The organism is Pseudomonas sp. GW460-12-10-14-TSB1 (assembly GCF_017349775.1).
In the GTDB taxonomy this organism is placed as follows: domain Bacteria; phylum Pseudomonadota; class Gammaproteobacteria; order Pseudomonadales; family Pseudomonadaceae; genus Aquipseudomonas; species Aquipseudomonas piscium.
Genome location: NZ_JACNAC010000015.1, coordinates 43,093 through 62,458, shown reverse-complemented (window position 1 = coordinate 62,458; position 19,366 = coordinate 43,093). Strand labels below are relative to the sequence as shown.

Annotated in this window: 19 protein-coding genes; 16 read left to right on the top strand and 3 right to left on the bottom strand. The window is 61.1% G+C overall.

Translation table 11 applies throughout. From position 1 onward, the window contains the following. Positions 1-50: 50 nt before the first annotated feature. Positions 51-3,272 (bottom strand): ribonuclease E, encoded by a 3,222-nt coding sequence (gene rne, locus J4D52_RS12115; protein ID WP_102676838.1) that lies wholly within the window; start codon positions 3,270-3,272, stop codon positions 51-53. 716 nt (positions 3,273-3,988) lie between these two features. On the opposite strand from rne, the gene rluC reads away from it, so the two are divergent. Genes rluC through sppA form a run of 3 tightly spaced genes read left to right on the top strand, consistent with a single transcriptional unit; the run spans position 3,989 to position 6,605 of the window. After that, positions 3,989-4,945: a 23S rRNA pseudouridine(955/2504/2580) synthase RluC gene (rluC, locus tag J4D52_RS12110; RefSeq protein WP_007928042.1), complete on the top strand. Its 957-nt coding sequence runs from the start codon at positions 3,989-3,991 to the stop codon at positions 4,943-4,945. Further along, entirely contained in the window at positions 4,935-5,597 is a 663-nt protein-coding gene (locus tag J4D52_RS12105; protein ID WP_102676837.1) for an HAD-IA family hydrolase, read from the top strand. The genes rluC and J4D52_RS12105 overlap by 11 nt, the downstream gene beginning before the upstream one ends. A gap of 18 nt (positions 5,598-5,615) precedes the next feature. After that, positions 5,616-6,605, top strand: a complete 990-nt coding sequence (gene sppA / locus J4D52_RS12100) for a signal peptide peptidase SppA (RefSeq protein WP_102676836.1) — start codon at positions 5,616-5,618, stop codon at positions 6,603-6,605. Between the two features lie 54 nt (positions 6,606-6,659). On the opposite strand, the gene J4D52_RS12095 is transcribed toward sppA, so the two are convergent. Then, on the bottom strand, positions 6,660-7,238 hold the full coding sequence (locus J4D52_RS12095; protein ID WP_102676835.1) for a nucleoside triphosphate pyrophosphatase: 579 nt from the start codon (positions 7,236-7,238) through the stop codon (positions 6,660-6,662). A 105-nt stretch (positions 7,239-7,343) separates the two neighbouring features. Here J4D52_RS12095 and J4D52_RS12090 point away from each other — a divergent pair, with 105 nt between their 5' ends. From J4D52_RS12090 to J4D52_RS12035, 12 genes are all read left to right on the top strand, one after another. Continuing rightward, positions 7,344-7,871 carry a YceD family protein gene (locus J4D52_RS12090; RefSeq protein WP_009047832.1) on the top strand — a complete coding sequence of 176 codons (528 nt, stop codon included), beginning with the start codon at positions 7,344-7,346 and terminating at the stop codon, positions 7,869-7,871. A 13-nt stretch (positions 7,872-7,884) separates the two neighbouring features. Further along, positions 7,885-8,067: a 50S ribosomal protein L32 gene (gene rpmF / locus J4D52_RS12085; RefSeq protein WP_003179396.1), complete on the top strand. Its 183-nt coding sequence runs from the start codon at positions 7,885-7,887 to the stop codon at positions 8,065-8,067. Between the two features lie 3 nt (positions 8,068-8,070). Continuing rightward, a complete protein-coding gene (gene plsX / locus J4D52_RS12080; protein WP_080693429.1) occupies positions 8,071-9,081 on the top strand; it encodes a phosphate acyltransferase PlsX in 1,011 nt (336 codons plus the stop codon). 126 nt (positions 9,082-9,207) lie between these two features. Further along, a complete protein-coding gene (fabD, locus tag J4D52_RS12075; RefSeq protein ID WP_097302602.1) occupies positions 9,208-10,146 on the top strand; it encodes an ACP S-malonyltransferase in 939 nt (312 codons plus the stop codon). 16 nt (positions 10,147-10,162) lie between these two features. Then, the gene (fabG, locus tag J4D52_RS12070) at positions 10,163-10,903 is read left to right on the top strand and encodes a 3-oxoacyl-ACP reductase FabG (RefSeq protein WP_009047835.1); all 741 of its coding nucleotides are present in this window, start codon (positions 10,163-10,165) and stop codon (positions 10,901-10,903) included. A gap of 197 nt (positions 10,904-11,100) precedes the next feature. Next, positions 11,101-11,337: an acyl carrier protein gene (acpP, locus tag J4D52_RS12065; RefSeq protein WP_003175607.1), complete on the top strand. Its 237-nt coding sequence runs from the start codon at positions 11,101-11,103 to the stop codon at positions 11,335-11,337. 111 nt (positions 11,338-11,448) lie between these two features. Continuing rightward, positions 11,449-12,693 (top strand): beta-ketoacyl-ACP synthase II, encoded by a 1,245-nt coding sequence (fabF, locus tag J4D52_RS12060; protein ID WP_063429133.1) that lies wholly within the window; start codon positions 11,449-11,451, stop codon positions 12,691-12,693. After that, on the top strand, positions 12,693-13,508 hold the full coding sequence (gene pabC, locus J4D52_RS12055; RefSeq protein WP_063429135.1) for an aminodeoxychorismate lyase: 816 nt from the start codon (positions 12,693-12,695) through the stop codon (positions 13,506-13,508). The genes fabF and pabC overlap by 1 nt, the downstream gene beginning before the upstream one ends. 3 nt (positions 13,509-13,511) lie before the next feature. Continuing rightward, positions 13,512-14,732, top strand: a complete 1,221-nt coding sequence (gene mltG, locus J4D52_RS12050) for an endolytic transglycosylase MltG (RefSeq protein WP_063429137.1) — start codon at positions 13,512-13,514, stop codon at positions 14,730-14,732. A 19-nt stretch (positions 14,733-14,751) separates the two neighbouring features. After that, positions 14,752-15,384, top strand: a complete 633-nt coding sequence (gene tmk / locus J4D52_RS12045; RefSeq protein WP_007928062.1) for a dTMP kinase — start codon at positions 14,752-14,754, stop codon at positions 15,382-15,384. Further along, positions 15,377-16,363, top strand: coding sequence for a DNA polymerase III subunit delta' (locus J4D52_RS12040; RefSeq protein ID WP_009042853.1), 987 nt, complete (start codon positions 15,377-15,379; stop codon positions 16,361-16,363). Before tmk ends, J4D52_RS12040 begins: the two co-directional genes overlap by 8 nt. Positions 16,364-16,445: 82 nt before the next feature. Next, positions 16,446-17,231 (top strand): TatD family hydrolase, encoded by a 786-nt coding sequence (locus J4D52_RS12035; RefSeq protein ID WP_063429139.1) that lies wholly within the window; start codon positions 16,446-16,448, stop codon positions 17,229-17,231. Positions 17,232-17,448: 217 nt separating this feature from the next. On the opposite strand, the gene J4D52_RS12030 is transcribed toward J4D52_RS12035, so the two are convergent. Continuing rightward, complete coding sequence (locus J4D52_RS12030; RefSeq protein WP_063429141.1) at positions 17,449-18,582, bottom strand: aminotransferase class V-fold PLP-dependent enzyme; 1,134 nt, start codon at positions 18,580-18,582, stop codon at positions 17,449-17,451. 78 nt (positions 18,583-18,660) lie between these two features. Between J4D52_RS12030 and J4D52_RS12025 the strand changes: the two genes are divergently transcribed. Beyond that, positions 18,661-19,299, top strand: coding sequence for a TetR/AcrR family transcriptional regulator (locus J4D52_RS12025; RefSeq protein ID WP_007928069.1), 639 nt, complete (start codon positions 18,661-18,663; stop codon positions 19,297-19,299). Positions 19,300-19,366: the final 67 nt, after the last annotated feature.

Genomic DNA, 19,366 nt, shown 5'->3' with positions numbered 1-19,366 from the left:
AAAAAAGCCCCGCCTGGGTGACCGGGCGGGGCTTTTTATCGGGCTAGGAATCAGACGAGGGGTTTAGGCTCGTGCTCTTCTTCCTGGGCCTTGGGCTTGTGCTCTACCACTTCTTCGACGGAGCGCGGGGCTTCGTCGGCGGCAGGGGCAGGTTGCTCGATGGCCGGTTCGGCAGCAGGAGCTGCCTCGACCACCTCGGCAACCACCGGCGCAGGCTCGGCAGCCACTACGGCTTCTACCGGAGCTTCAGCGGCGGCAGCGGCAGCCAGTTCGGCTTCCTTCTGCAGACGCTCGGCTTCGCGCTTGCGACGACGCACTTCACGTGGGTCGTTTGGCGCGCGACCGGTGCTGGTCAGGGCGCTGACCGGTGCGGCCTCGACAGCTGGCGCAGCCACTTCGGCGGCAGGTGCTTCAACCGGTGCTGCCGGTGCGGCAACCACAGGCTCGGCGGCTACAGGTTCAGCAACTACAGGTTCAGCGGCCACGACTGCTTCAGCCACAACTTCTGCGACTGGCGCAGGCGCTTCGGCAACGATCGCCTCGTCGGCGCGCTCGAAGGCACGAGGTGCTTCCTGAGCTGGCTCTGCCGCTGGTGCTTCAGCGACTGGCGCTTCGACCACAGGCTCGGTAACTACTGCAGGTTGTTCTGCAACAACTGCGGGTTCCGCGGCTTGTTCTTCGCGCTGCTCCTCATGAACCTGGGCGACTTCAACAGCAGGTGCTGCTGGAATCTCTACCGCAGTGGTGGCCTCGACTACCGGTGCTTCGACGGTCGGTGCGGCTTCCTGGGTAGCGGCGGTCGCACGTTCGGCCTGCTCGTGAGCCTGGGCTTCGGCCGGGGCGCTGATCACAGTGCTGGCAACGGCGGCGGTGACCGCCAGGCCTGCGGCCAAATCGGCGCTGCTTGGCTCTTCGCTGTTTTCTTCCGAACCTTCGATCACATTGCCGTTGGCGTCACGCTGACGCTCACGACGGTTGCTGCGACGACGCTGGCCACGGGAGCGGCGGCGTGGACGATCGCCCTCGGCGTTCTCCTGACCCTCTTCCTGCAGTTGCTCTTCGTTCGGCAGCAGTTCTTCTTCAGCTACGGCAGCGGCCTGTTCGGCACGAGGTTGACGCTCTTCACGCGGTGGGCGAGGTTGACGCTCTTCGCGTGGCTGGCGAGCCGGGCGCTCTTCAGCGGTAGCGGCAGGAGCGGCGTCCAGCGGTTCGCGCAGTTCACGCACACGCTCTTCACGCTCGCCACGTGGCTTGCGGTCTTCGCGTGGTGGGCGTGGTTGACGCTCTTCCCGTGGCGGACGTGGCGCGCGCTCTTCGCGAGCGGTGGCCTGGACTTCCTCGCGAGCCTCGCGGACTTCACGTGGCTGACGCTCTTCGCGGGCTTCGCGCGGTGCGCGCTCTTCACGAGGGGCGCGTTCTTCGCGTGGCTTGCGTTCTTCGTCGCGGCGACCGTTACGGTTGCGGCTCTGCTGGCGACCGTTGCGGCGTTCTTCGTTGCGCGCAGGACGCTCGGTGGCCGGTTTTTCAACCACGACCGGAGCGGCTGGCTCATCCTTGGTGGCGAACAGGCTGACCAGGGACTTCACCAGGCCTTTGAACAGGCTTGGCTCGGCAACGGCGGCCGGAGCGGCAACAGGAGCGGCGGCAACTTCGGTTGGAACCGGTGCGTTGGCGCGAGCTGGAGCGGTCTTGACGGCGGCTTCCTGGCGAACCAGGGTGCGGGTCGCGGCGGCTGGCTGGACTTCTTCGGCTTCGGCAGCGGCAGCGGCGATTTCGTAGCTGGACTGGTTGATGCTGGCTTCCGGGCTGTCATCGCGCAGACGCTGGACTTCGAAGTGCGGCGTTTCGAGATGGTCGTTCGGCAGGATGACGATACGAGCACGGGTGCGCAGTTCGATCTTGGTGATCGAGTTGCGTTTTTCGTTGAGCAGGAAGGCGGCGACCGGAATCGGCACTTGGGCGCGAACTTCGGCGGTGCGGTCTTTCAGGGCTTCTTCTTCGATCAGGCGCAGGATCGCCAGCGACAGTGATTCGACGTCACGGATGATGCCGGTACCGTTGCAGCGTGGGCAGACAATGCCGCTGCTTTCGCCGAGGGACGGACGCAGGCGCTGACGGGACATTTCCAGCAGGCCGAAGCGCGAGATGCGACCGACCTGGACGCGAGCACGGTCGGCTTCCAGGCATTCGCGGACTTTCTCTTCCACGGCGCGCTGGTTCTTGGCCGGGGTCATGTCGATGAAGTCGATGACGATCAGGCCGCCGATGTCACGCAGGCGCAGCTGGCGAGCGATTTCTTCCGCTGCTTCCAGGTTGGTCTGCAGGGCGGTTTCTTCGATGTCGCTGCCTTTGGTGGCGCGGGCCGAGTTGATGTCGATGGACACCAGGGCTTCGGTCGGATCGATGACGATGGAGCCGCCGGAAGGCAGTTCGACGACGCGCTGGAAGGCGGTTTCGATCTGGCTTTCGATCTGGAAACGGTTGAACAGCGGAACGCTGTCTTCGTACAGCTTGATCTTGCTGGCGTACTGCGGCATCACCTGGCGGATGAAGGTCAGGGCTTCGTCCTGGGCTTCAACGCTGTCGATCAGCACTTCGCCGATGTCCTGGCGCAGGTAGTCGCGGATGGCGCGGATGATCACGTTGCTTTCCTGGTAGATCAGGAAAGGCGCTGCGCGGTCCAGCGAGGCTTCTTTGATGGCGGTCCAGAGTTGCAGCAGGTAGTCGAGGTCCCACTGCATTTCTTCGCTGCTGCGGCCCAGGCCGGCAGTGCGCACGATCAGACCCATGTCGGCAGGGGCTACCAGGCCGTTCAGGGCTTCGCGCAGTTCGTTGCGCTCTTCGCCTTCGATGCGGCGGGAGATGCCGCCGGCACGCGGGTTGTTCGGCATCAGCACCAGGTAACGACCGGCCAGGCTGATGAAGGTGGTCAGGGCTGCGCCCTTGTTGCCACGTTCTTCTTTTTCGACCTGAACGATGACTTCCTGGCCTTCGCTCAGGACGTCCTTGATATTGACGCGGCCTTCGGGGGCTTTCTTGAAGTATTCGCGGGAGATTTCTTTGAGGGGCAGGAAGCCATGGCGCTCAGAGCCGAAATCGACAAAGGCAGCCTCGAGGCTTGGTTCGATGCGAGTGATACGGCCTTTATAGATGTTGGCCTTCTTCTGCTCGCGTGCACCGGATTCGATGTCCAGGTCGTAGAGGCGTTGGCCATCTACCAGTGCAACACGCAACTCTTCGGGTTGAGTTGCGTTAATCAGCATTCTTTTCATGTAGTACCGTCGGTTTCCGGGCTGCCGGAAACGGCGTTCGGCACACACGACTTCTCACGGTCGGTGTCAGGTGCGTCAGGAGCGGTTGGCCGCTCCAGTGTCTAGCGAAATCCGGCCAGTTGGGGCGAACTCGCGACTCACGCGTCCTGCTTGCTGGGGTGACAAAAGGCACCTCTTAAGCAAAAGCTCAATCAGGAGGAGGAATCAACCGGCGACTGTGGACGAGATGAAGCGTCTTGATAAAGCCTAATGCTACACAGTCCGACGGTTGTGCATCTCCACCCTACACGTATCCCTGATAATTCGGGTGCTGCCGCGCGCAGAATCCGCAGCGGGTTGGCATTTACCGTGAGCTCCGAAAGGGGAGCTCACGCATCATGGCTAATTTAGGCGGTGTTTCCGAAGCGCTCGCTCGGGTTCGTTCGTAGCTGACTGCACTTTGTGAACTGGCCGTGAATATTTGCTCGAAAGGCGAGTGCAAACTCTGCTTTTCGGCGTGCTTCAGGCCTCATGTCACCTGCGCTTGTTACAACTGCAAAACTCCACCGTTCGTAGCGAAAGCCCCGTAGGACGGCCTCGCATCCTGGTGAATTGCGTTGGTCAGGGCCGGCTGTTGGCCGTTGGTCCGCTGTCCAGGCCGCTTTTGGCGGCGTTCGCGACTATAGCAGTAATCATTAAGTGCTTCAATTCCATAAAAAATTGTTATCATTTGCGCCATGACGACTACTGCCCCCTCGACCCCAGGCGTTCAACTGCTTGAGGTCTCGCCGGAATATGCCGGCCAACGAATCGACAATTTCCTCCTCGCTCGGCTCAAAGGCGTGCCCAAGACCTTGATTTACCGCATTTTGCGCAAAGGCGAAGTGCGAGTGAACAAGGGCCGGATCAAGCCCGAATACAAGCTGCAGGCGGGCGATATCGTGCGCGTGCCGCCGGTGCGCGTGCCTGAGCGTGACGAACCTGTGCCGGTGGCGCAGGGGCTGTTGCAGCGCCTGGAGGCTTCGATTGTCTATGAAGACAAAGCCCTGATCGTGATCAACAAGCCCGCTGGCATTGCCGTGCATGGCGGCAGCGGCCTGAATTTCGGGGTGATCGAAGCCTTTCGTCAGTTGCGCCCGGACGCCAAGGAGTTGGAGCTGGTTCATCGCCTCGACCGCGATACTTCCGGCCTGCTGATGATCGCCAAGAAACGCAGCATGCTGCGTCATTTGCATGAAGCCTTGCGCGGCGATGGTGTCGACAAGCGCTACATGGCGCTGGTGCGCGGCAACTGGGCGACCTCGATCAAGCAGGTCCGCGCGCCGTTGCTCAAGAGCAATCTGCGCTCCGGCGAGCGCATGGTCGAAGTGAACGAAGAGGGCAAGGAGGCCTTGACCGTATTCAAGGTGCTGCGCCGCTTCGGTGACTTCGCCACCATGGTCGAGGCCAAGCCGGTGACCGGTCGTACCCACCAGATTCGTGTGCATACCCTGCATGCCGGGCATTGCATTGCCGGCGACAGCAAGTACGGCGATGACGATTTCACCAAGGAAATTCGTGACCTGGGCGGTAAGCGCCTGTTTCTGCATGCCTACATGCTGACCGTGCCGCTGCCTGATGGCGGCGAGCTGAAGTTGCAGGCGCCAGTGGATGAAATGTGGGCCAAGACTGTGGAGCGCCTGAGTGCACCCTGATTACAAGCTGCTGATCTTCGACTGGGACGGCACCCTGGCTGACTCCATTGGTCGGATAGTCGAGGCCATGCATGTGGCCTCCGACCGCTCGGGGTTGGCCCGGTGCGATGATTTCGCGGTCAAGGGCATCATCGGCCTGGGGTTGCCGGAGGCGATCCGTACGCTGTATCCGCACATCAGCGATGCCGAGCTGGTGGATTTCCGCCAGCACTATGCCGATCACTACATCGCTCTCGAGGCCGAGCCTTCTCCGTTGTTCGCCGGGGTGGTGCAGTCTCTCGAAGCTTTCCGGCGCGAGGGATATCATCTGGCGGTAGCGACCGGTAAAGCGCGTCGTGGCCTGGATCGGGTGCTGAAGGCTCATGGCTGGGAAGATTATTTCGACATCACCCGCGCTGCCGACGAAACCGCGAGCAAGCCTCATCCGTTGATGCTTGAGCAGATCCTGGCCCATTGCGAGGTACGCCCCGAGCAGGCGTTGATGGTCGGGGATTCCTCCTTCGACCTGCTGATGGCGCGCAACGCAGGCATGGCATCGGTTGCGGTCAGTTATGGCGCGCAATCGCTGGAAGCCTTGCAGGCTTACGAACCGCGTCTGTCTATCGATAGTTTTCCTCAGTTGCATGCCTGGCTCAGCCAGCGGGGCAATTGAGTCTTTTGGGGTAAAAGCATGAGCGACGAATGGAAAGCACCGAGCAAATCGGCTGCCGACAGTGCTGACGACAAGAGCTGGAAGCTGTTGGAAAAGACTCTGCTGGCCGGTGTGCAAGAGCAGCGGCGTTCACGGCGCTGGGGGATTTTCTTCAAATTCCTGACCTTTGTTTATCTGCTTGTGGCCCTGCTGTTGTTTACGCCGTTGATGGATATGGAAAAAACCGCCACCCGTGGTGCCGGTTACACGGCGCTGATCGAGGTGACGGGGATGATCGCGGACAAGGAATCGGCGAGCGCCGACAACATCGTGACCGGCTTGCGTGCTGCTTTCGAGGATTCGAAGGTCAAGGGTGTTGTACTGCGTATCAACAGTCCTGGTGGTAGTCCGGTGCAGTCGGGTTATGTCTATGACGAAATCCGTCGCCTGCGTGGTCTGCATCCGAATATCAAGGTCTATGCGGTGATTTCCGATCTGGGGGCTTCTGGCGCCTACTACATTGCCAGCGCTGCCGATCAGATCTATGCCGACAAGGCGAGCCTGGTGGGTTCCATCGGTGTCACGGCAGCCGGTTATGGTTTTGTCGGCACCATGGAGAAGCTGGGGGTGGAGCGTCGTACCTACACCTCGGGTGAGCACAAGTCGTTCCTGGACCCGTTCCAGCCGCAGAAGCCCGAGGAAACCCAGTTCTGGCAGAGCGTGCTGGATACCACTCATCGCCAGTTCATCGCCAGCGTCAAGCAGGGGCGTGGCGAGCGTCTCAAGGATAAGGATCATCCGGAGCTGTTCTCCGGCCTGGTCTGGTCCGGCGAGCAGGCGCTGCAGTTGGGCTTGATCGATGGTCTGGGCAGTGCCAGCTCGGTTGCCCGGGATGTGGTCGGCGAGAAGGAGCTGGTGGACTTCACCGTCCAGGAGTCGCCTTTCGACCGCTTCTCGAAAAAGCTGGGTGCCAGTGTTGCCGAGCATCTGGCCATGTGGATGGGCTTTCAGGGGCCGACGCTGCGCTGAGTGCGCTGCTTTCAAGAAAAGCCGGCCTTGTGGCCGGCTTTTTTATGTGGGTGGTCAGGGGATTTCCACGCCTTCGGCGAGCAGCATGTCTACCAGGCGGATCAGTGGCAGGCCGATCAGGCTGCTGGCGTCGCTGCCCTCGGTGCTGCGGAACAGGCTAATGCCCAGGCCCTCGGCCTTGAAGCTGCCGGCGCAGTCATAAGGCTGTTCGGCGTGCAGGTAGCGCTCGATGCGGGCGGGGCTCAGCTCGCGCATATGCACGGTGAAGGGTACGCAGTCGATCTGGCAGTGGCCGCTCTTGCTGTTGAACAGGGCCAGGCCGGTGAGAAAGGTCACGCTGGCGCCGCTGGCGGCGAGCAACTGTTCGTGTGCCTTTTCGAAAGTGTGAGGCTTGCCGATGATGCGCTCGCCGAGCACCGCGACCTGGTCCGAGCCAATGATCAGGTGCCCTGGGTGGGTGGCGGCCAGCGCTCGGGCTTTCTCTTCGGCGAGGCGCTTGACCAGCTCGGTGGCGGATTCCCCGGGGCGGTGGCTTTCGTCGATATCCGGTGAGCTGCAGGTGAATGGCAGGCGCAGGCGGGTGAGCAATTCGCGACGGTAGGCCGAGCTTGAGGCAAGTAATAAAGGCAGCATGCACATCTCCTGAGGCTGGCCGCGAATTCTAGCGGGGCTTGCAAGTGACGGACAGGGCTGAATTTCCTTTGACATGGCCGGGGGCATCCCTATAATGCTGCGCCTATGTTGAATGACCCGATTCCACCTCACGTTGACCCGCGCAAATTGGCTGACCGTGGCACCACCCTTCAGGGTGAACTGCTGCTGGCCGATTTGGAGAGACTCTGCGACCCGCTTTCCGACAATGTCGGTACGGTGCAGGCTAAATTCGTTTTCGAGCGTGACGAGCGTAAAGCTGTAGTTATCCACAGCTCCATCGACGTCGAAGTCAAAATGGTTTGCCAGCGTTGTCTTGAGCTGGTCACCCTGCCGATCCATAGCGAATGCAGTTATGCTGTGGTGAAGGAGGGTGCGAATACCCAGTCGTTGCCGAAAGGTTATGACGTGCTGGAACTGGGCGAAGATCCTTTGGATCTGCAGGCTTTGATCGAGGAGGAGCTTTTGCTCGCCTTGCCCATCGTGCCTGCTCATCATCCGGAAGAATGCCAGCAGCCGGCGGGTCTCGATGAGCCCGAACCGAGCGAGGACGAGGTAACGCGGTCCAACCCGTTCAGTGTATTGGCGCAGTTAAAGCGTGACCCAAACGTTTAGGAGTTAATCAATTATGGCTGTTCAGCAGAACAAAAAATCCCGCTCTGCCCGTGACATGCGTCGTTCGCACGACGCTCTCGAGGCTAGCACCCTGTCCGTAGAAAAGACCACTGGTGAAGTTCACCTGCGTCACCACGTATCGCCAGAAGGCGTATACCGTGGTCGTAAAGTGATCGACAAGGGCGCTGACGAGTAATCCTTGTCCGCTCAAGTCATCGCGATTGACGCAATGGGCGGGGACTTCGGTCCCCGCAGCATTGTTCAGGCCAGCCTTGCTTGCCTGTCTGCCACCCCCTCGCTGCACCTGACCCTCGTCGGTCAACCTTTCCTCTTAGAAGAACTGATTTCCGGTCATTCGGCTGTGGATCGCGCGCGCCTGACGGTTGTGCCCGCTGCTGAAGTCATTGGCATGGATGAAAAACCTTCCCAGGCTTTGCGTGGCAAGCCGGATTCTTCCATGCGGGTGGCGCTCGAGTTGCTGCGCGATGGCAAGGTCCAGGCCTGTGTCAGTGCCGGCAATACCGGCGCGCTGATGGCGTTGTCGCGTTATGTGCTGAAAACCCTTCCGGGTATCGATCGTCCGGCGATGGTGGCAGCCATTCCGACCCAGCGTGGCTATTGCCAGCTGCTGGATCTGGGGGCCAACGTCGATTGCAGTGCCGAACACCTGTTCCAGTTCGCTGTCATGGGGTCGGTGGCGGCTGAGACGCTGGGGATCGTTCGTCCGCGAGTGGCATTGCTCAATATCGGTACTGAAGACATCAAGGGCAACCAGCAGGTCAAGCTGGCGGCGAGCCTGTTGCAGAATGCCCGGGGTCTGAACTACATCGGTTTCGTCGAGGGCGACGGCTTGTATCGCGGCGAGGCGGATGTGGTGGTGTGCGACGGTTTTGTCGGCAATATCCTGCTCAAGTCCAGCGAGGGGTTGGCGACCATGATCGCCGCGCGTATCGAGGCGTTGTTCAAGAAAAATGCGGTTTCCCGTGTGGTCGGCGCCCTGGCGTTGCCGCTGATGCGGCGTCTGCAGGCCGATCTGGCGCCGGCGCGGCATAATGGCGCGAGTTTTCTCGGTTTGCAGGGAATAGTCGTGAAAAGCCACGGTTCGGCGGGGGTTCAGGGCTTTCAGAGCGCGATTCAGCGGGCGTTGATCGAGATCCAGGAAAACCTCCCGGAGCGCCTGCACGGCCGGCTCGAAGATCTGTTGCTTTAGGCGTTTGCGCTCGGAAATGCTTAAATGTGACCGCTCAGTTCAATTGGCCATCCAACTGTCAGTTTCTTGCGTCCACCACGGTGTGGCGTCAATTCTCCGACGACAAGATCATTAGGGGCTTGTTACATGTCTGCATCCCTCGCATTCGTCTTTCCAGGACAGGGCTCGCAGTCCCTCGGCATGTTGGCCGAGTTGGGCGCGCAGTACCCGTTGATCCTCGAAACCTTCAAAGAAGCTTCCGATGCTCTGGGCTACGATCTCTGGGCCTTGACCCAAGAGGGTCCCGAGGAGTTGCTCAATCAAACCGATAAAACCCAACCGGCCATTCTGACCGCCTCCATCGCCCTGTGGCGTCTGTGGCTGGCGGAAGGCGGTGCGCGCCCGGCATTCGTTGCCGGCCACAGCCTGGGTGAATACAGCGCGCTGGTTGCCGCTGGCAGCCTGACTCTGGGCGAGGCCGTGAAGCTGGTAGAGCGTCGCGGTCAGTTGATGCAAGAAGCCGTTCCCGCGGGGCAGGGCGGCATGGCGGCGATTCTCGGCCTGGAAGATGCCGATGTGCTGGCCGCTTGTGCCGAAGCCGCGCAAGGTGAAGTGGTCAGTGCGGTCAACTTCAACTCCCCGGGCCAGGTGGTGATCGCCGGTGCCAAGGCCGCTGTCGAGCGCGCCATCGAGGGTTGCAAGGCGCGTGGCGCCAAGCGCGCCATGCCATTGCCTGTCAGCGTGCCATCGCACTGCGAGCTGATGCGTCCGGCCGCCGAGCGCTTCGCCGAGTCGATTGCCGCCATCAACTGGCAGGCGCCGCAGATTCCATTGGTACAGAACGTCAGCGCCGATGTGGCGCCGGATCTCGAAACCCTCAAGCGCGACCTGCTGGAACAGCTGTACAAGCCGGTGCGTTGGGTGGAGTCGGTGCAGACTCTGGCGGCCAAGGGTGCTACCCAATTGGTCGAGTGCGGTCCGGGCAAGGTCCTGGCGGGTCTCAACAAGCGCTGCGCCGAAGGCGTATCGACCTCTAACCTGAATACCCCAGATGCCTTCGCTGCCGCTCGCGCAGCGTTGGCCTGAATTAGGAGAAGCCTGCATGAGTCTGCAAGGTAAAGTTGCATTGGTTACCGGCGCCAGCCGCGGTATTGGCCAGGCCATCGCACTTGAACTGGGTCGCCTGGGCGCGATCGTTGTGGGTACCGCAACTTCCGCTTCGGGTGCCGAGGGCATTGCTGCCACCTTGAAGGAAAACGGCATTCAAGGCACCGGCCTTGAGCTCAACGTCACCAGCGACGAGTCCGTTGCTGCCGTACTGGCCAGCATTCAGGAGCAGTTCGGCGCGCCGGCGATCCTGGTGAACAACGCCGGTATTACCCGTGACAACCTGATGATGCGCATGAAAGACGACGAGTGGTACGACGTGATCGATACCAACCTGAACAGTCTGTATCGCCTGTCCAAGGGCGTTCTGCGCGGCATGACCAAGGCTCGCTGGGGGCGAATCATCAGTATCGGTTCGGTGGTGGGTGCCATGGGCAACGCTGGCCAAGTAAACTACGCCACCGCCAAGGCCGGTCTGGAAGGTTTCAGTCGTGCTCTGGCGCGTGAGGTTGGCTCGCGGTCGATTACCGTGAACTCGGTGACCCCGGGTTTCATCGATACCGACATGACCCGCGACTTGCCTGAAGCGCAGCGTGAAGCGCTGCAAACCCAAATTCCGCTGGGTCGTCTGGGGCAGGCTCAAGAGATCGCGCAAGTGGTCGCTTTTCTTGCATCCGACGGTGCGGCATACGTGACCGGGGCTACAATCCCGGTGAACGGCGGGATGTACATGTGAGTTAAATGTGACGGATTGCTTCAAAAAAATGTCATACGAGCTGTCTAAAATCCGTTATAAAGCTGCAATCAATTTATAGGGCAGGTGGCCGAAGGGTTTGAGGAGTGAAGCTTTCAGTTGAAAAGCTGAAAAGCCTTTCTATACACTTACCCACTGGCCAGCTGCCTGAATTTGTCCATTAGGAGTGAAAACAAGGTATGAGCACCATCGAAGAGCGCGTCAAGAAAATCGTTGCTGAGCAACTGGGCGTTAAAGAAGAAGAAGTTGTTAACACCGCTTCCTTCGTTGAAGACCTGGGTGCCGACTCCCTTGACACCGTTGAGCTGGTGATGGCTCTGGAAGAGGAATTCGAGACCGAAATCCCTGACGAAGAAGCTGAAAAGATCACTACCGTTCAAGCAGCTATCGACTACGTTACCAGCCACCAGGCTTAATCGTATTTAGTCGTCTTTTGCTGTCATGGAAAAACCGCACTGCCGTAACGGCGTGCGGTTTTTTCTTTAGGCCTGATGCAAAGTGTCGTCATTAGAAAAAAGGAGAGTGCTGTGTCGCGTAGACGCGTCGTAGTCACCGGTATGGGTATGTTGTCGCCACTGGGTACGGATGTTCCGAGCAGCTGGCAGGGCATTCTGGCTGGCCGCAGTGGCATTGGTCTGATCGAACACACCGACCTTTCTGCCTATTCCACCCGTTTTGGCGGCTCGGTAAAGGGCTTCAATGTCGAGGAGTACCTGTCGGTCAAAGAGGCCCGCAAACTCGACCTGTTCATTCAATACGGCTTGGCGGCCGGTTTTCAGGCAGTGCGTAATGCCGGCCTGGAAGTGACCGATGCCAACCGTGAGCGAATCGGCGTTGCCATGGGTTCGGGTATTGGTGGTTTGACCAATATCGAAGAAACCAGCCGCACGCTGCATGAATCCGGCCCGCGTCGAATTTCTCCGTTCTTCGTGCCTGGCTCGATCATCAATATGATTTCCGGATTCCTGTCCATCCATCTGGGTGCCCAGGGGCCGAACTACGCCATTTCCACGGCCTGTACCACGGGTACCCACTGCATTGGCATGGCGGCCCGCAATATTGCCTTTGGCGAAGCCGACGTGATGATCGCCGGTGGTGCTGAAATGGCCGCCTGCGGCCTGGGCATGGGCGGCTTTGGCGCATCCCGCGCGCTGTCGACCCGCAATGACGAGCCGACCCGTGCCAGCCGTCCTTGGGACAAAGGCCGTGATGGCTTCGTGCTGTCCGACGGTGCCGGCGCGCTGGTGCTCGAAGAACTGGAGCACGCCAAGGCCCGTGGCGCGACCATCTATGCCGAACTGATCGGTTTTGGCATGAGCGGCGACGCCTACCACATGACTTCGCCACCCGCCGATGGCGCCGGCGCGGCACGCTGCATCGCCAATGCGCTGCGTGACGCCAAGCTGAATGTCGAGCAGGTGCAGTACATCAACGCCCACGGCACCTCCACACCGGCCGGTGACCTGGCGGAAGCCGAGGCGATCAAGAGCGTGTTCGGCGATCACGCCTACAAGCTGGCGGTCAGCTCCACCAAGTCCATGACCGGCCACCTGCTGGGCGCGGCGGGCGCAATCGAGGCCATCTTCAGTGTGCTGGCGATCAACAGCCAGGCAGCGCCTCCGACCATCAACCTCGATGAGCCGGACGACGGTTGCGACCTGGATTTCGTGCCGCACACCGCGCGCAACATGGACATCGACGTGGTGCTGTCCAACTCCTTCGGGTTCGGCGGTACCAACGGCTCCCTGGTGTTCCGTCGGTTCGCCGGCTGATGGACAGCTGGGTCGACGGTCAGCCGGCTGACGTTCTGTCGCTCAAGGACCGCGGCCTGGCTTATGGCGATGGGCTGTTCGAGACCATCGCCGTGAAGGCGGGCCAGCCCTTGTTGCTGGAGCGGCATTTGCTGCGCCTGGCCGAGGGCTGTTCACGCCTGGCCATCGCTGCCGATCAAGCCTTGATCCGCAGCGAACTCACGGCCTATGCCTCGCTGCTGGGGGAGGGCGTGCTCAAGCTGATCCTCACCCGTGGCGACAGCCAGCGCGGTTATGCCGCCGACCCGCGGGCGCAGCCGAGGCGAATCCTCCAAGGCAATGCGCCAGCGGTTTACCCGGCAGTGAATGCCGAGCAGGGGATTCGACTGTTCCCTTGCACCACCCGCTTGTCTGAGCAGCCCCTGCTCGCCGGCCTCAAGCACCTCAACCGACTGGAACAGGTTCTCGCCCGTTCCGAGTGGCAGGACAGCGAGCATGCCGAAGGCTTGATGCTCGATCTTTCCGGACGGGTGATCGAGGGGGTATTCAGCAATCTGTTCCTGGTGCGCGACGGTGCCTTGTTCACGGCCGACTTGAGCCGTTGTGGCGTCGCTGGAGTGATGCGCGCTGAAATATTGTTTCAGGCCGCGTCGTTGGGGATCCCCGCGGAAATCGCCGACATCAGTCTCGAACAGTTGCAACAGGCCGACGAAGTCTTTGCCTGCAACAGCGTTTATGGCATTTGGCCGGTGCTTGCCTGTGGCGCGCTGCGCTGGTCGGCCGGACCGCTCACCCGTAAACTGCAACGCATTGCCCGCACGCTACTGGATGCCTGATTTGTGAGACGTAAACTATTGCTTCTGCTGGAGACCGGACTGGTTCTGGCAGGTCTGGCGCTGGGCGCCTCTGCCTGGAAGCTGAACTCGGCGCTGGAGCAGCCTCTCAACCTGACCCAAGAGCAATTGCTCGATGTGCCAGCCGGTTCGACGCCAGGCGGCACCTTCAATCGCCTGCAAGCCAATGGCGTTCTCAAGGACGCGTTCTGGCTGCGCCTGTACTGGCGCTTCAATATGGAAGGGCAGCCGCTGCACAGCGGTGAATACCGCATAACCCCGGGGATGACCGCACAAGGCCTGATCGGGGTCTGGCAGCGCGGTGAAGTGGTGCAGTACAGCCTGACCCTGGTGGAAGGCTGGACGTTCCGCCAGGTGCGCGCCGCGCTGGCCAAGCATGACAAGCTCGAGCAGACCCTGAGTGGGTTGAGTGACAGCGAAGTCATGGACAAGCTCGGTCACGGCGGCGTTTTCCCCGAAGGCCGGTTCTTTCCCGATACCTACCGTTTCGTGCGCGGGATGACCGATGCCGAGTTGCTGGAAAAAGCCTACAGCCGCCTGGACGAGGTGCTGGCCAAGGAATGGAACAAGCGCTCGGCCGATGTGCCTTATACCGAGCCTTATCAGGCGTTGATCATGGCCTCGCTGGTAGAGAAGGAAACCGGCGTGCCCCAGGAGCGCGGACAGATTGCCGGGGTATTCGTGCGCCGCATGCAGGTCGGTATGTTGCTGCAAACCGATCCGACGGTGATCTATGGTCTGGGCGAGCGTTACAACGGCAAGTTGACCCGCGCCCTACTGAAGGAAGCGACCCCCTATAACACCTACGTGATCAGTGGCTTGCCGCCGACCCCGATCTCCATGGTCGGCCGCGAGGCGATCCATGCCGCGCTCAACCCGGTGCCGGGCAGCAGCCTGTATTTCGTGGCCCGTGGCGATGGCAGCCACGTGTTCTCCGACGATCTGGAGGCGCACAACAATGCCGTGCGCGAGTTCCAGCTCAAGCGGCGCGCCGATTATCGTTCCAGCCCGGCACCGGCGGGCAGCCCGGCGGCTTCCGAGACTCCGGAGTCTGCTCCGGCGGTGTCACCCGGTACGGCGCCCGCGGCGGTTCCGCAAGAGTCCCCAGAGGAACCCTCTCAGGAGGCTCCCCAGGTGAGCCCGGAAGTACCGCCGCAAGTACCGGTCGAAACTCCCGTCGAGCCCGAGCCGAAAAGCCCGCAATGACTTTGATTAAGGACTGCCTGTGACTGGCTTGTTTATTACTCTGGAAGGCCCGGAAGGCGCGGGTAAAAGCACCAACCGCGAATACCTGGCCGAGCGCCTGCGCGCCGCCGGCATCGAGGTACTGCTGACCCGCGAGCCGGGCGGCACGCCTTTGGCCGAGCGGATCCGTGAGGTGCTGCTGACCCCCGGCGACGAGGTCATGAACCCCGATACCGAGCTGTTGCTGGTGTTCGCCGCGCGTGCCCAGCATCTGGCCGAGGTGATTCGCCCCGCGCTGGCGCGTGGCGCGGTGGTGTTGTGCGACCGTTTTACCGATTCCACCTACGCCTATCAGGGCGGTGGTCGTGGTTTGTCCGTCGAGCGCATCGCGACCCTGGAGCAGTTCGTTCAGGGTGAGCTGCGGCCTGACCTGACCCTGGTGTTCGACCTGCCGGTCGAAGTGGGGCTGGCGCGCGCCAGTGCCCGTGGCCGCCTGGATCGTTTCGAGCTGGAAGGCCGGGTGTTCTTCGACGCGGTACGCCAGGCCTACCTGAAGCGTGCGGCGGCCGATCCGGCGCGTTACCTGTTGGTGGATGCGGCGCAGCCGCTGTCCCAGGTCCAGCAAGCGCTGGACGCCCTGTTGCCGAAATTGCTGGAGTTGCACCGTGGCTGAGGCCTTTCCCTGGCAGGACGAGCTCTGGCAGCAACTGGCGGGCCGCGCCCAGCATGCCCATGCCTATCTGCTCCATGGCCCGGCGGGCATTGGCAAGCGTGCGCTGGCCGAGCGCCTGATGGCGCGCTTGCTGTGCCAGCGCCCGGCCGGGCTGGATGCCTGCGGGCAGTGCAAGTCGTGCCTGCTGCTGCAGGCCGGCAGCCACCCGGACAACTACGTGCTGGAGCCGGAGGAAGCGGACAAGGCGATCAAGGTCGACCAGGTGCGCGAGCTGGTCAGCTTCGTGGTGCAGACCGCGCAGTTGGGCGGGCGCAAGGTGGTGTTGATCGAGCCGGTGGAGTCGATGAACATCAACGCTTCCAACGCGCTGCTGAAAAGCCTCGAAGAGCCCTCCGGCGATACCGTGTTGCTGCTGGTCAGTCACCAGCCGAGCCGTTTGCTGCCGACCATCAAGAGTCGTTGCGTGCAGCAGGCCTGTCCTCTGCCCAGTGAGGCCATGAGCCTGCAATGGCTGAGCAAGGCCCTGCCGGATTGCTCGGAAGAGGAGCGGGTCGAGTTGTTGACCCTGGCGGCTGGTTCGCCTCTGGCGGCTGTCAGCCTGCAAGCCCAGGGCGCGCGCGAGCAGCGGGCGCAGGTGGTCGATGGGGTGAAGAAGTTGCTCAAGCAGCAGCAATCGCCGACCCAACTGGCCGAAGGCTGGAATGCGATACCCTTGTTGCTGTTGTTCGACTGGTTCTGCGACTGGTCGAGCCTGATCCTGCGTTATCAGCTGACGCAGGACGAGGAGGGGCTGGGGTTGGCCGATATGCGCAAAGTGGTGCAGTACCTCGCGCAAAAATCCTCCCAGGCCAAGGTTCTGGAGATCCAGGACTGGATCCTTGCGCAACGCCAGAAGGTGTTGAACAAGGCCAACCTCAACCGGGTGCTGTTGCTCGAAGCTTTGCTGGTGCAGTGGGCTGCACTGCCTGCCCGCAACTGACGGCGGCGCCTGGAAATAAACCGAATCGCCGGCTGCCGTTCGGGCCGGCTTGTTCATTGACCGAATGTGGTTGTCGCTTCTTATGCTTGTAGATTCCCATTGTCACCTTGATCGCCTCGACCTTGCCGCGCACGACGGCTCCCTTGATGCCGCCCTGGATGCGGCTCGTCAGCGCGGTGTCGGGCATTTCCTGTGTATTGGCGTCAGTGCCGACAACGCGGCCGACGTCAAAGCCCTGGCCGAACGTTATGAGGATGTCGATTGCTCGGTCGGTGTCCATCCCCTGGATGTCCATCCCGGCGCCGCGCTAGCCCTCGACTGGTTGCTGCAGGAGCTGAACCACCCGCGGGTGGTGGCCATTGGCGAGACCGGCCTGGATTACCACTACGAGCCGGAGGCGGCGCAGTTGCAGCAGGAGTCCTTCCGCCTGCACCTGCAAGCCGCCCAGCAGACCGGCAAGCCGGTGATCGTCCATACCCGCGGCGCGCGCGCCGATACCCTGACCCTGCTGCGCGAAGCGGCGTTGCCGCAAGCCGGGGTCCTGCACTGTTTCACCGAAGACTGGGACATGGCCAAGGCCGCGCTGGACCTGGGGTTCTATATTTCCCTGTCCGGGATTGTCACTTTTCGCAATGCCGACGCGTTGCGGGACGTGGCGCGCCAGGTGCCGGCCGACCGTTTGCTGGTGGAAACCGATTCGCCGTACCTGGCGCCGATTCCTTATCGCGGCAAGCCCAACCTGCCGCAGTACGTGCGGGAAGTCGCCGAGTTCCTGGCCATGCTGCGTGGGGAGCCCTACGAGCGTTTTGCCGAGCAGACCACACAGAACTTCAAGCGTCTGTTCCCACTGGCGCACGTCAAAGGCTGAATCGCGGGCAAAAAAAACCCGGGTTCTGGGGGGTGAATCCGGGTTAAGACCATTAGGAGTAAAACAAAGGCACGCCATCCCTTGGTACCTTCATCGGCGCTTCACTTGGGGGAGATGTCACGCCGACACTTCAAGTATTGATCACTATTGAATTCAGTCCAGTTGGCCTTGCTCGTTTTTTAAACAAATTTGGAATACGAGCGCTTCGCTTGAGTTCTCATTGCCGGGCGATTTCCGCCACGATGGCAAGAGTTTCGTCGATCACGCGTTTTTCAGTATAGAAATGCGGTGAAAATCTGACCCCGGGGCCGCGAGGGATGCACACCACCTGTTGCTGCAGCAGCGCCTCATAAACCACCTGATTATCGATGCCATCGATACTGAACGAAAAAATTCCGCCGCGTCGGGCGGGGTTGAGCGGGGTGTGCAGGCGCACGCCGGGGATAGCGTTCAAGCCGTCCTGAAGCCACTGGACCCGTTCGGCGATCAATGTCGCCACGTGTTCCATGCCCACTTCTTCCAATAACGACAGACTGGCTTCCAGCGCCATGGCGCCGAGCATGTTCGGGCTGCCGCATTCGAAGCGTCGGGCGCTCTTGGCCGGCTCCCATTCGTTGCGGCTGTAATCGCCCATGTGTTCCAGCATGTGCCAGCCGAACTCATGGAGCTTGAGCTGGGTGCGCAGCTCGCTGCGACAATAGAACACGCCGAGGCCTTCAGGCCCGAGCATCCATTTGTGGCCATCGGCCATGGCGAAGTCGCATTGATAGGCCTGGACATCGAAGGGTTGGGCGCCCAGCTGCTGGATGGCGTCGATGCAGAACAGCACGTTCTGCTGTTTGCAGCCGGCGCCCAGGCGCTGCAGGTCCAGGCGCAGGCCGCTGGCGAATTGCACCGCGCTGATCGCCATCAGCCGGGTGCGCGGCCCGCAGGCGGCCAGCAACGCGCCCTCCGGGTCGTCGCCCTTGAGGCTGACCTGAAGCACTTCCACGCCCTGGCTGGCCAGGGCTTCCCAGACGACGCGGTTGGAGGGGAATTCTTCGTCGCTGATGACGATCTGGTCACCTTTTTCCCAGGACAGACCAAAGGCAACGAATGACAGCGCTTCAGAAGTATTTTTGACCAGCGCGATGTCATCCGTTGACGGTGCATTTAGCAGGCGCATCAGGCGTTCGCGCAGGCGTTGTTCAAGGGCCATCCAGTCCGGATAGTCCCGCGCGCCCAGCAAAACGTTCTCTTTGGCGAAGCGTGCCACGGCTTCGGCGGCCCGATTCGGCCAGGGTGCGACAGCTGCATGGTTCAAATAACGCAGGCCCGGGGCCTGTACAAATTCATCAAGAAACATAGTCATGGTCGGATGATCCGTGCATTTTGGCGCAATTTAGGCATAATACGCGGCTTCGATTTTGACCCCGACAGACCTTTTCTTATGCAGAAAGAACCTCGTAAGGTCCGTGAGTTTCGTCGCCGTGAGCAAGAAATTCTCGATACCGCGCTCAAGCTGTTCCTCGATCAAGGTGAAGACAGCGTCACCGTCGAGATGATCGCTGATGCCGTTGGTATCGGCAAAGGGACCATCTACAAGCACTTCAAGTCCAAGGCGGAGATCTATCTGCGCCTGATGCTCGATTATGAGCGCGACCTGAACGAGCTGCTGCACTCTGCCGATGTCGACAAGGATAAGGAAGCCCTGTCCCGGGCCTACTTCGAATTCCGCATGCGTGATCCACAGCGTTACCGGCTGTTCGATCGCCTGGAAGAGAAGGTGGTCAAGGGCAACCAGGTTCCGGAAATGGTCGAGGAGCTGCACAAGATCCGTGCCTCCAACTTCGAACGCCTGACCTTGTTGATCAAGGGCCGCATCAGCGAAGGCAAGCTCGAAGACGTGCCGCCTTACTTCCACTACTGCGCAGCCTGGGCGCTGGTGCACGGCGCGGTGGCGCTGTACCACTCGCCGTTCTGGAGCAATGTGCTGGAAGACCAGGAAGGTTTCTTCCAGTTCCTGATGGACATCGGCGTGCGCATGGGCAACAAGCGCAAGCGCGACCCCGATAGCTCCGGCAGCTGATTCATTCAGTCGCCTTATGGCGCCATGATTTCTCTATATGGCGCAGTGTCCCAGGAATATACTCAGG

Bases quoted from the DNA above. Each gene is read 5' to 3' on its own strand.
- rne (WP_102676838.1), bottom strand. From the start codon at position 3,272: ATGAAAAGAATGCTGATTAACGCAACTCAACCCGAAGAGTTGCGTGTT.
- rluC (WP_007928042.1), top strand. From the start codon at position 3,989: ATGACGACTACTGCCCCCTCGACCCCAGGCGTTCAACTGCTTGAGGTC.
- sppA (WP_102676836.1), top strand. From the start codon at position 5,616: ATGAGCGACGAATGGAAAGCACCGAGCAAATCGGCTGCCGACAGTGCT.
- J4D52_RS12095 (WP_102676835.1), bottom strand. From the start codon at position 7,238: ATGCTGCCTTTATTACTTGCCTCAAGCTCGGCCTACCGTCGCGAATTG.
- J4D52_RS12090 (WP_009047832.1), top strand. From the start codon at position 7,344: ATGTTGAATGACCCGATTCCACCTCACGTTGACCCGCGCAAATTGGCT.
- rpmF (WP_003179396.1), top strand. From the start codon at position 7,885: ATGGCTGTTCAGCAGAACAAAAAATCCCGCTCTGCCCGTGACATGCGT.
- fabD (WP_097302602.1), top strand. From the start codon at position 9,208: ATGTCTGCATCCCTCGCATTCGTCTTTCCAGGACAGGGCTCGCAGTCC.
- fabG (WP_009047835.1), top strand. From the start codon at position 10,163: ATGAGTCTGCAAGGTAAAGTTGCATTGGTTACCGGCGCCAGCCGCGGT.
- acpP (WP_003175607.1), top strand. From the start codon at position 11,101: ATGAGCACCATCGAAGAGCGCGTCAAGAAAATCGTTGCTGAGCAACTG.
- pabC (WP_063429135.1), top strand. From the start codon at position 12,693: ATGGACAGCTGGGTCGACGGTCAGCCGGCTGACGTTCTGTCGCTCAAG.
- J4D52_RS12035 (WP_063429139.1), top strand. From the start codon at position 16,446: ATGCTTGTAGATTCCCATTGTCACCTTGATCGCCTCGACCTTGCCGCG.
- J4D52_RS12030 (WP_063429141.1), bottom strand. From the start codon at position 18,582: ATGACTATGTTTCTTGATGAATTTGTACAGGCCCCGGGCCTGCGTTAT.
- J4D52_RS12025 (WP_007928069.1), top strand. From the start codon at position 18,661: ATGCAGAAAGAACCTCGTAAGGTCCGTGAGTTTCGTCGCCGTGAGCAA.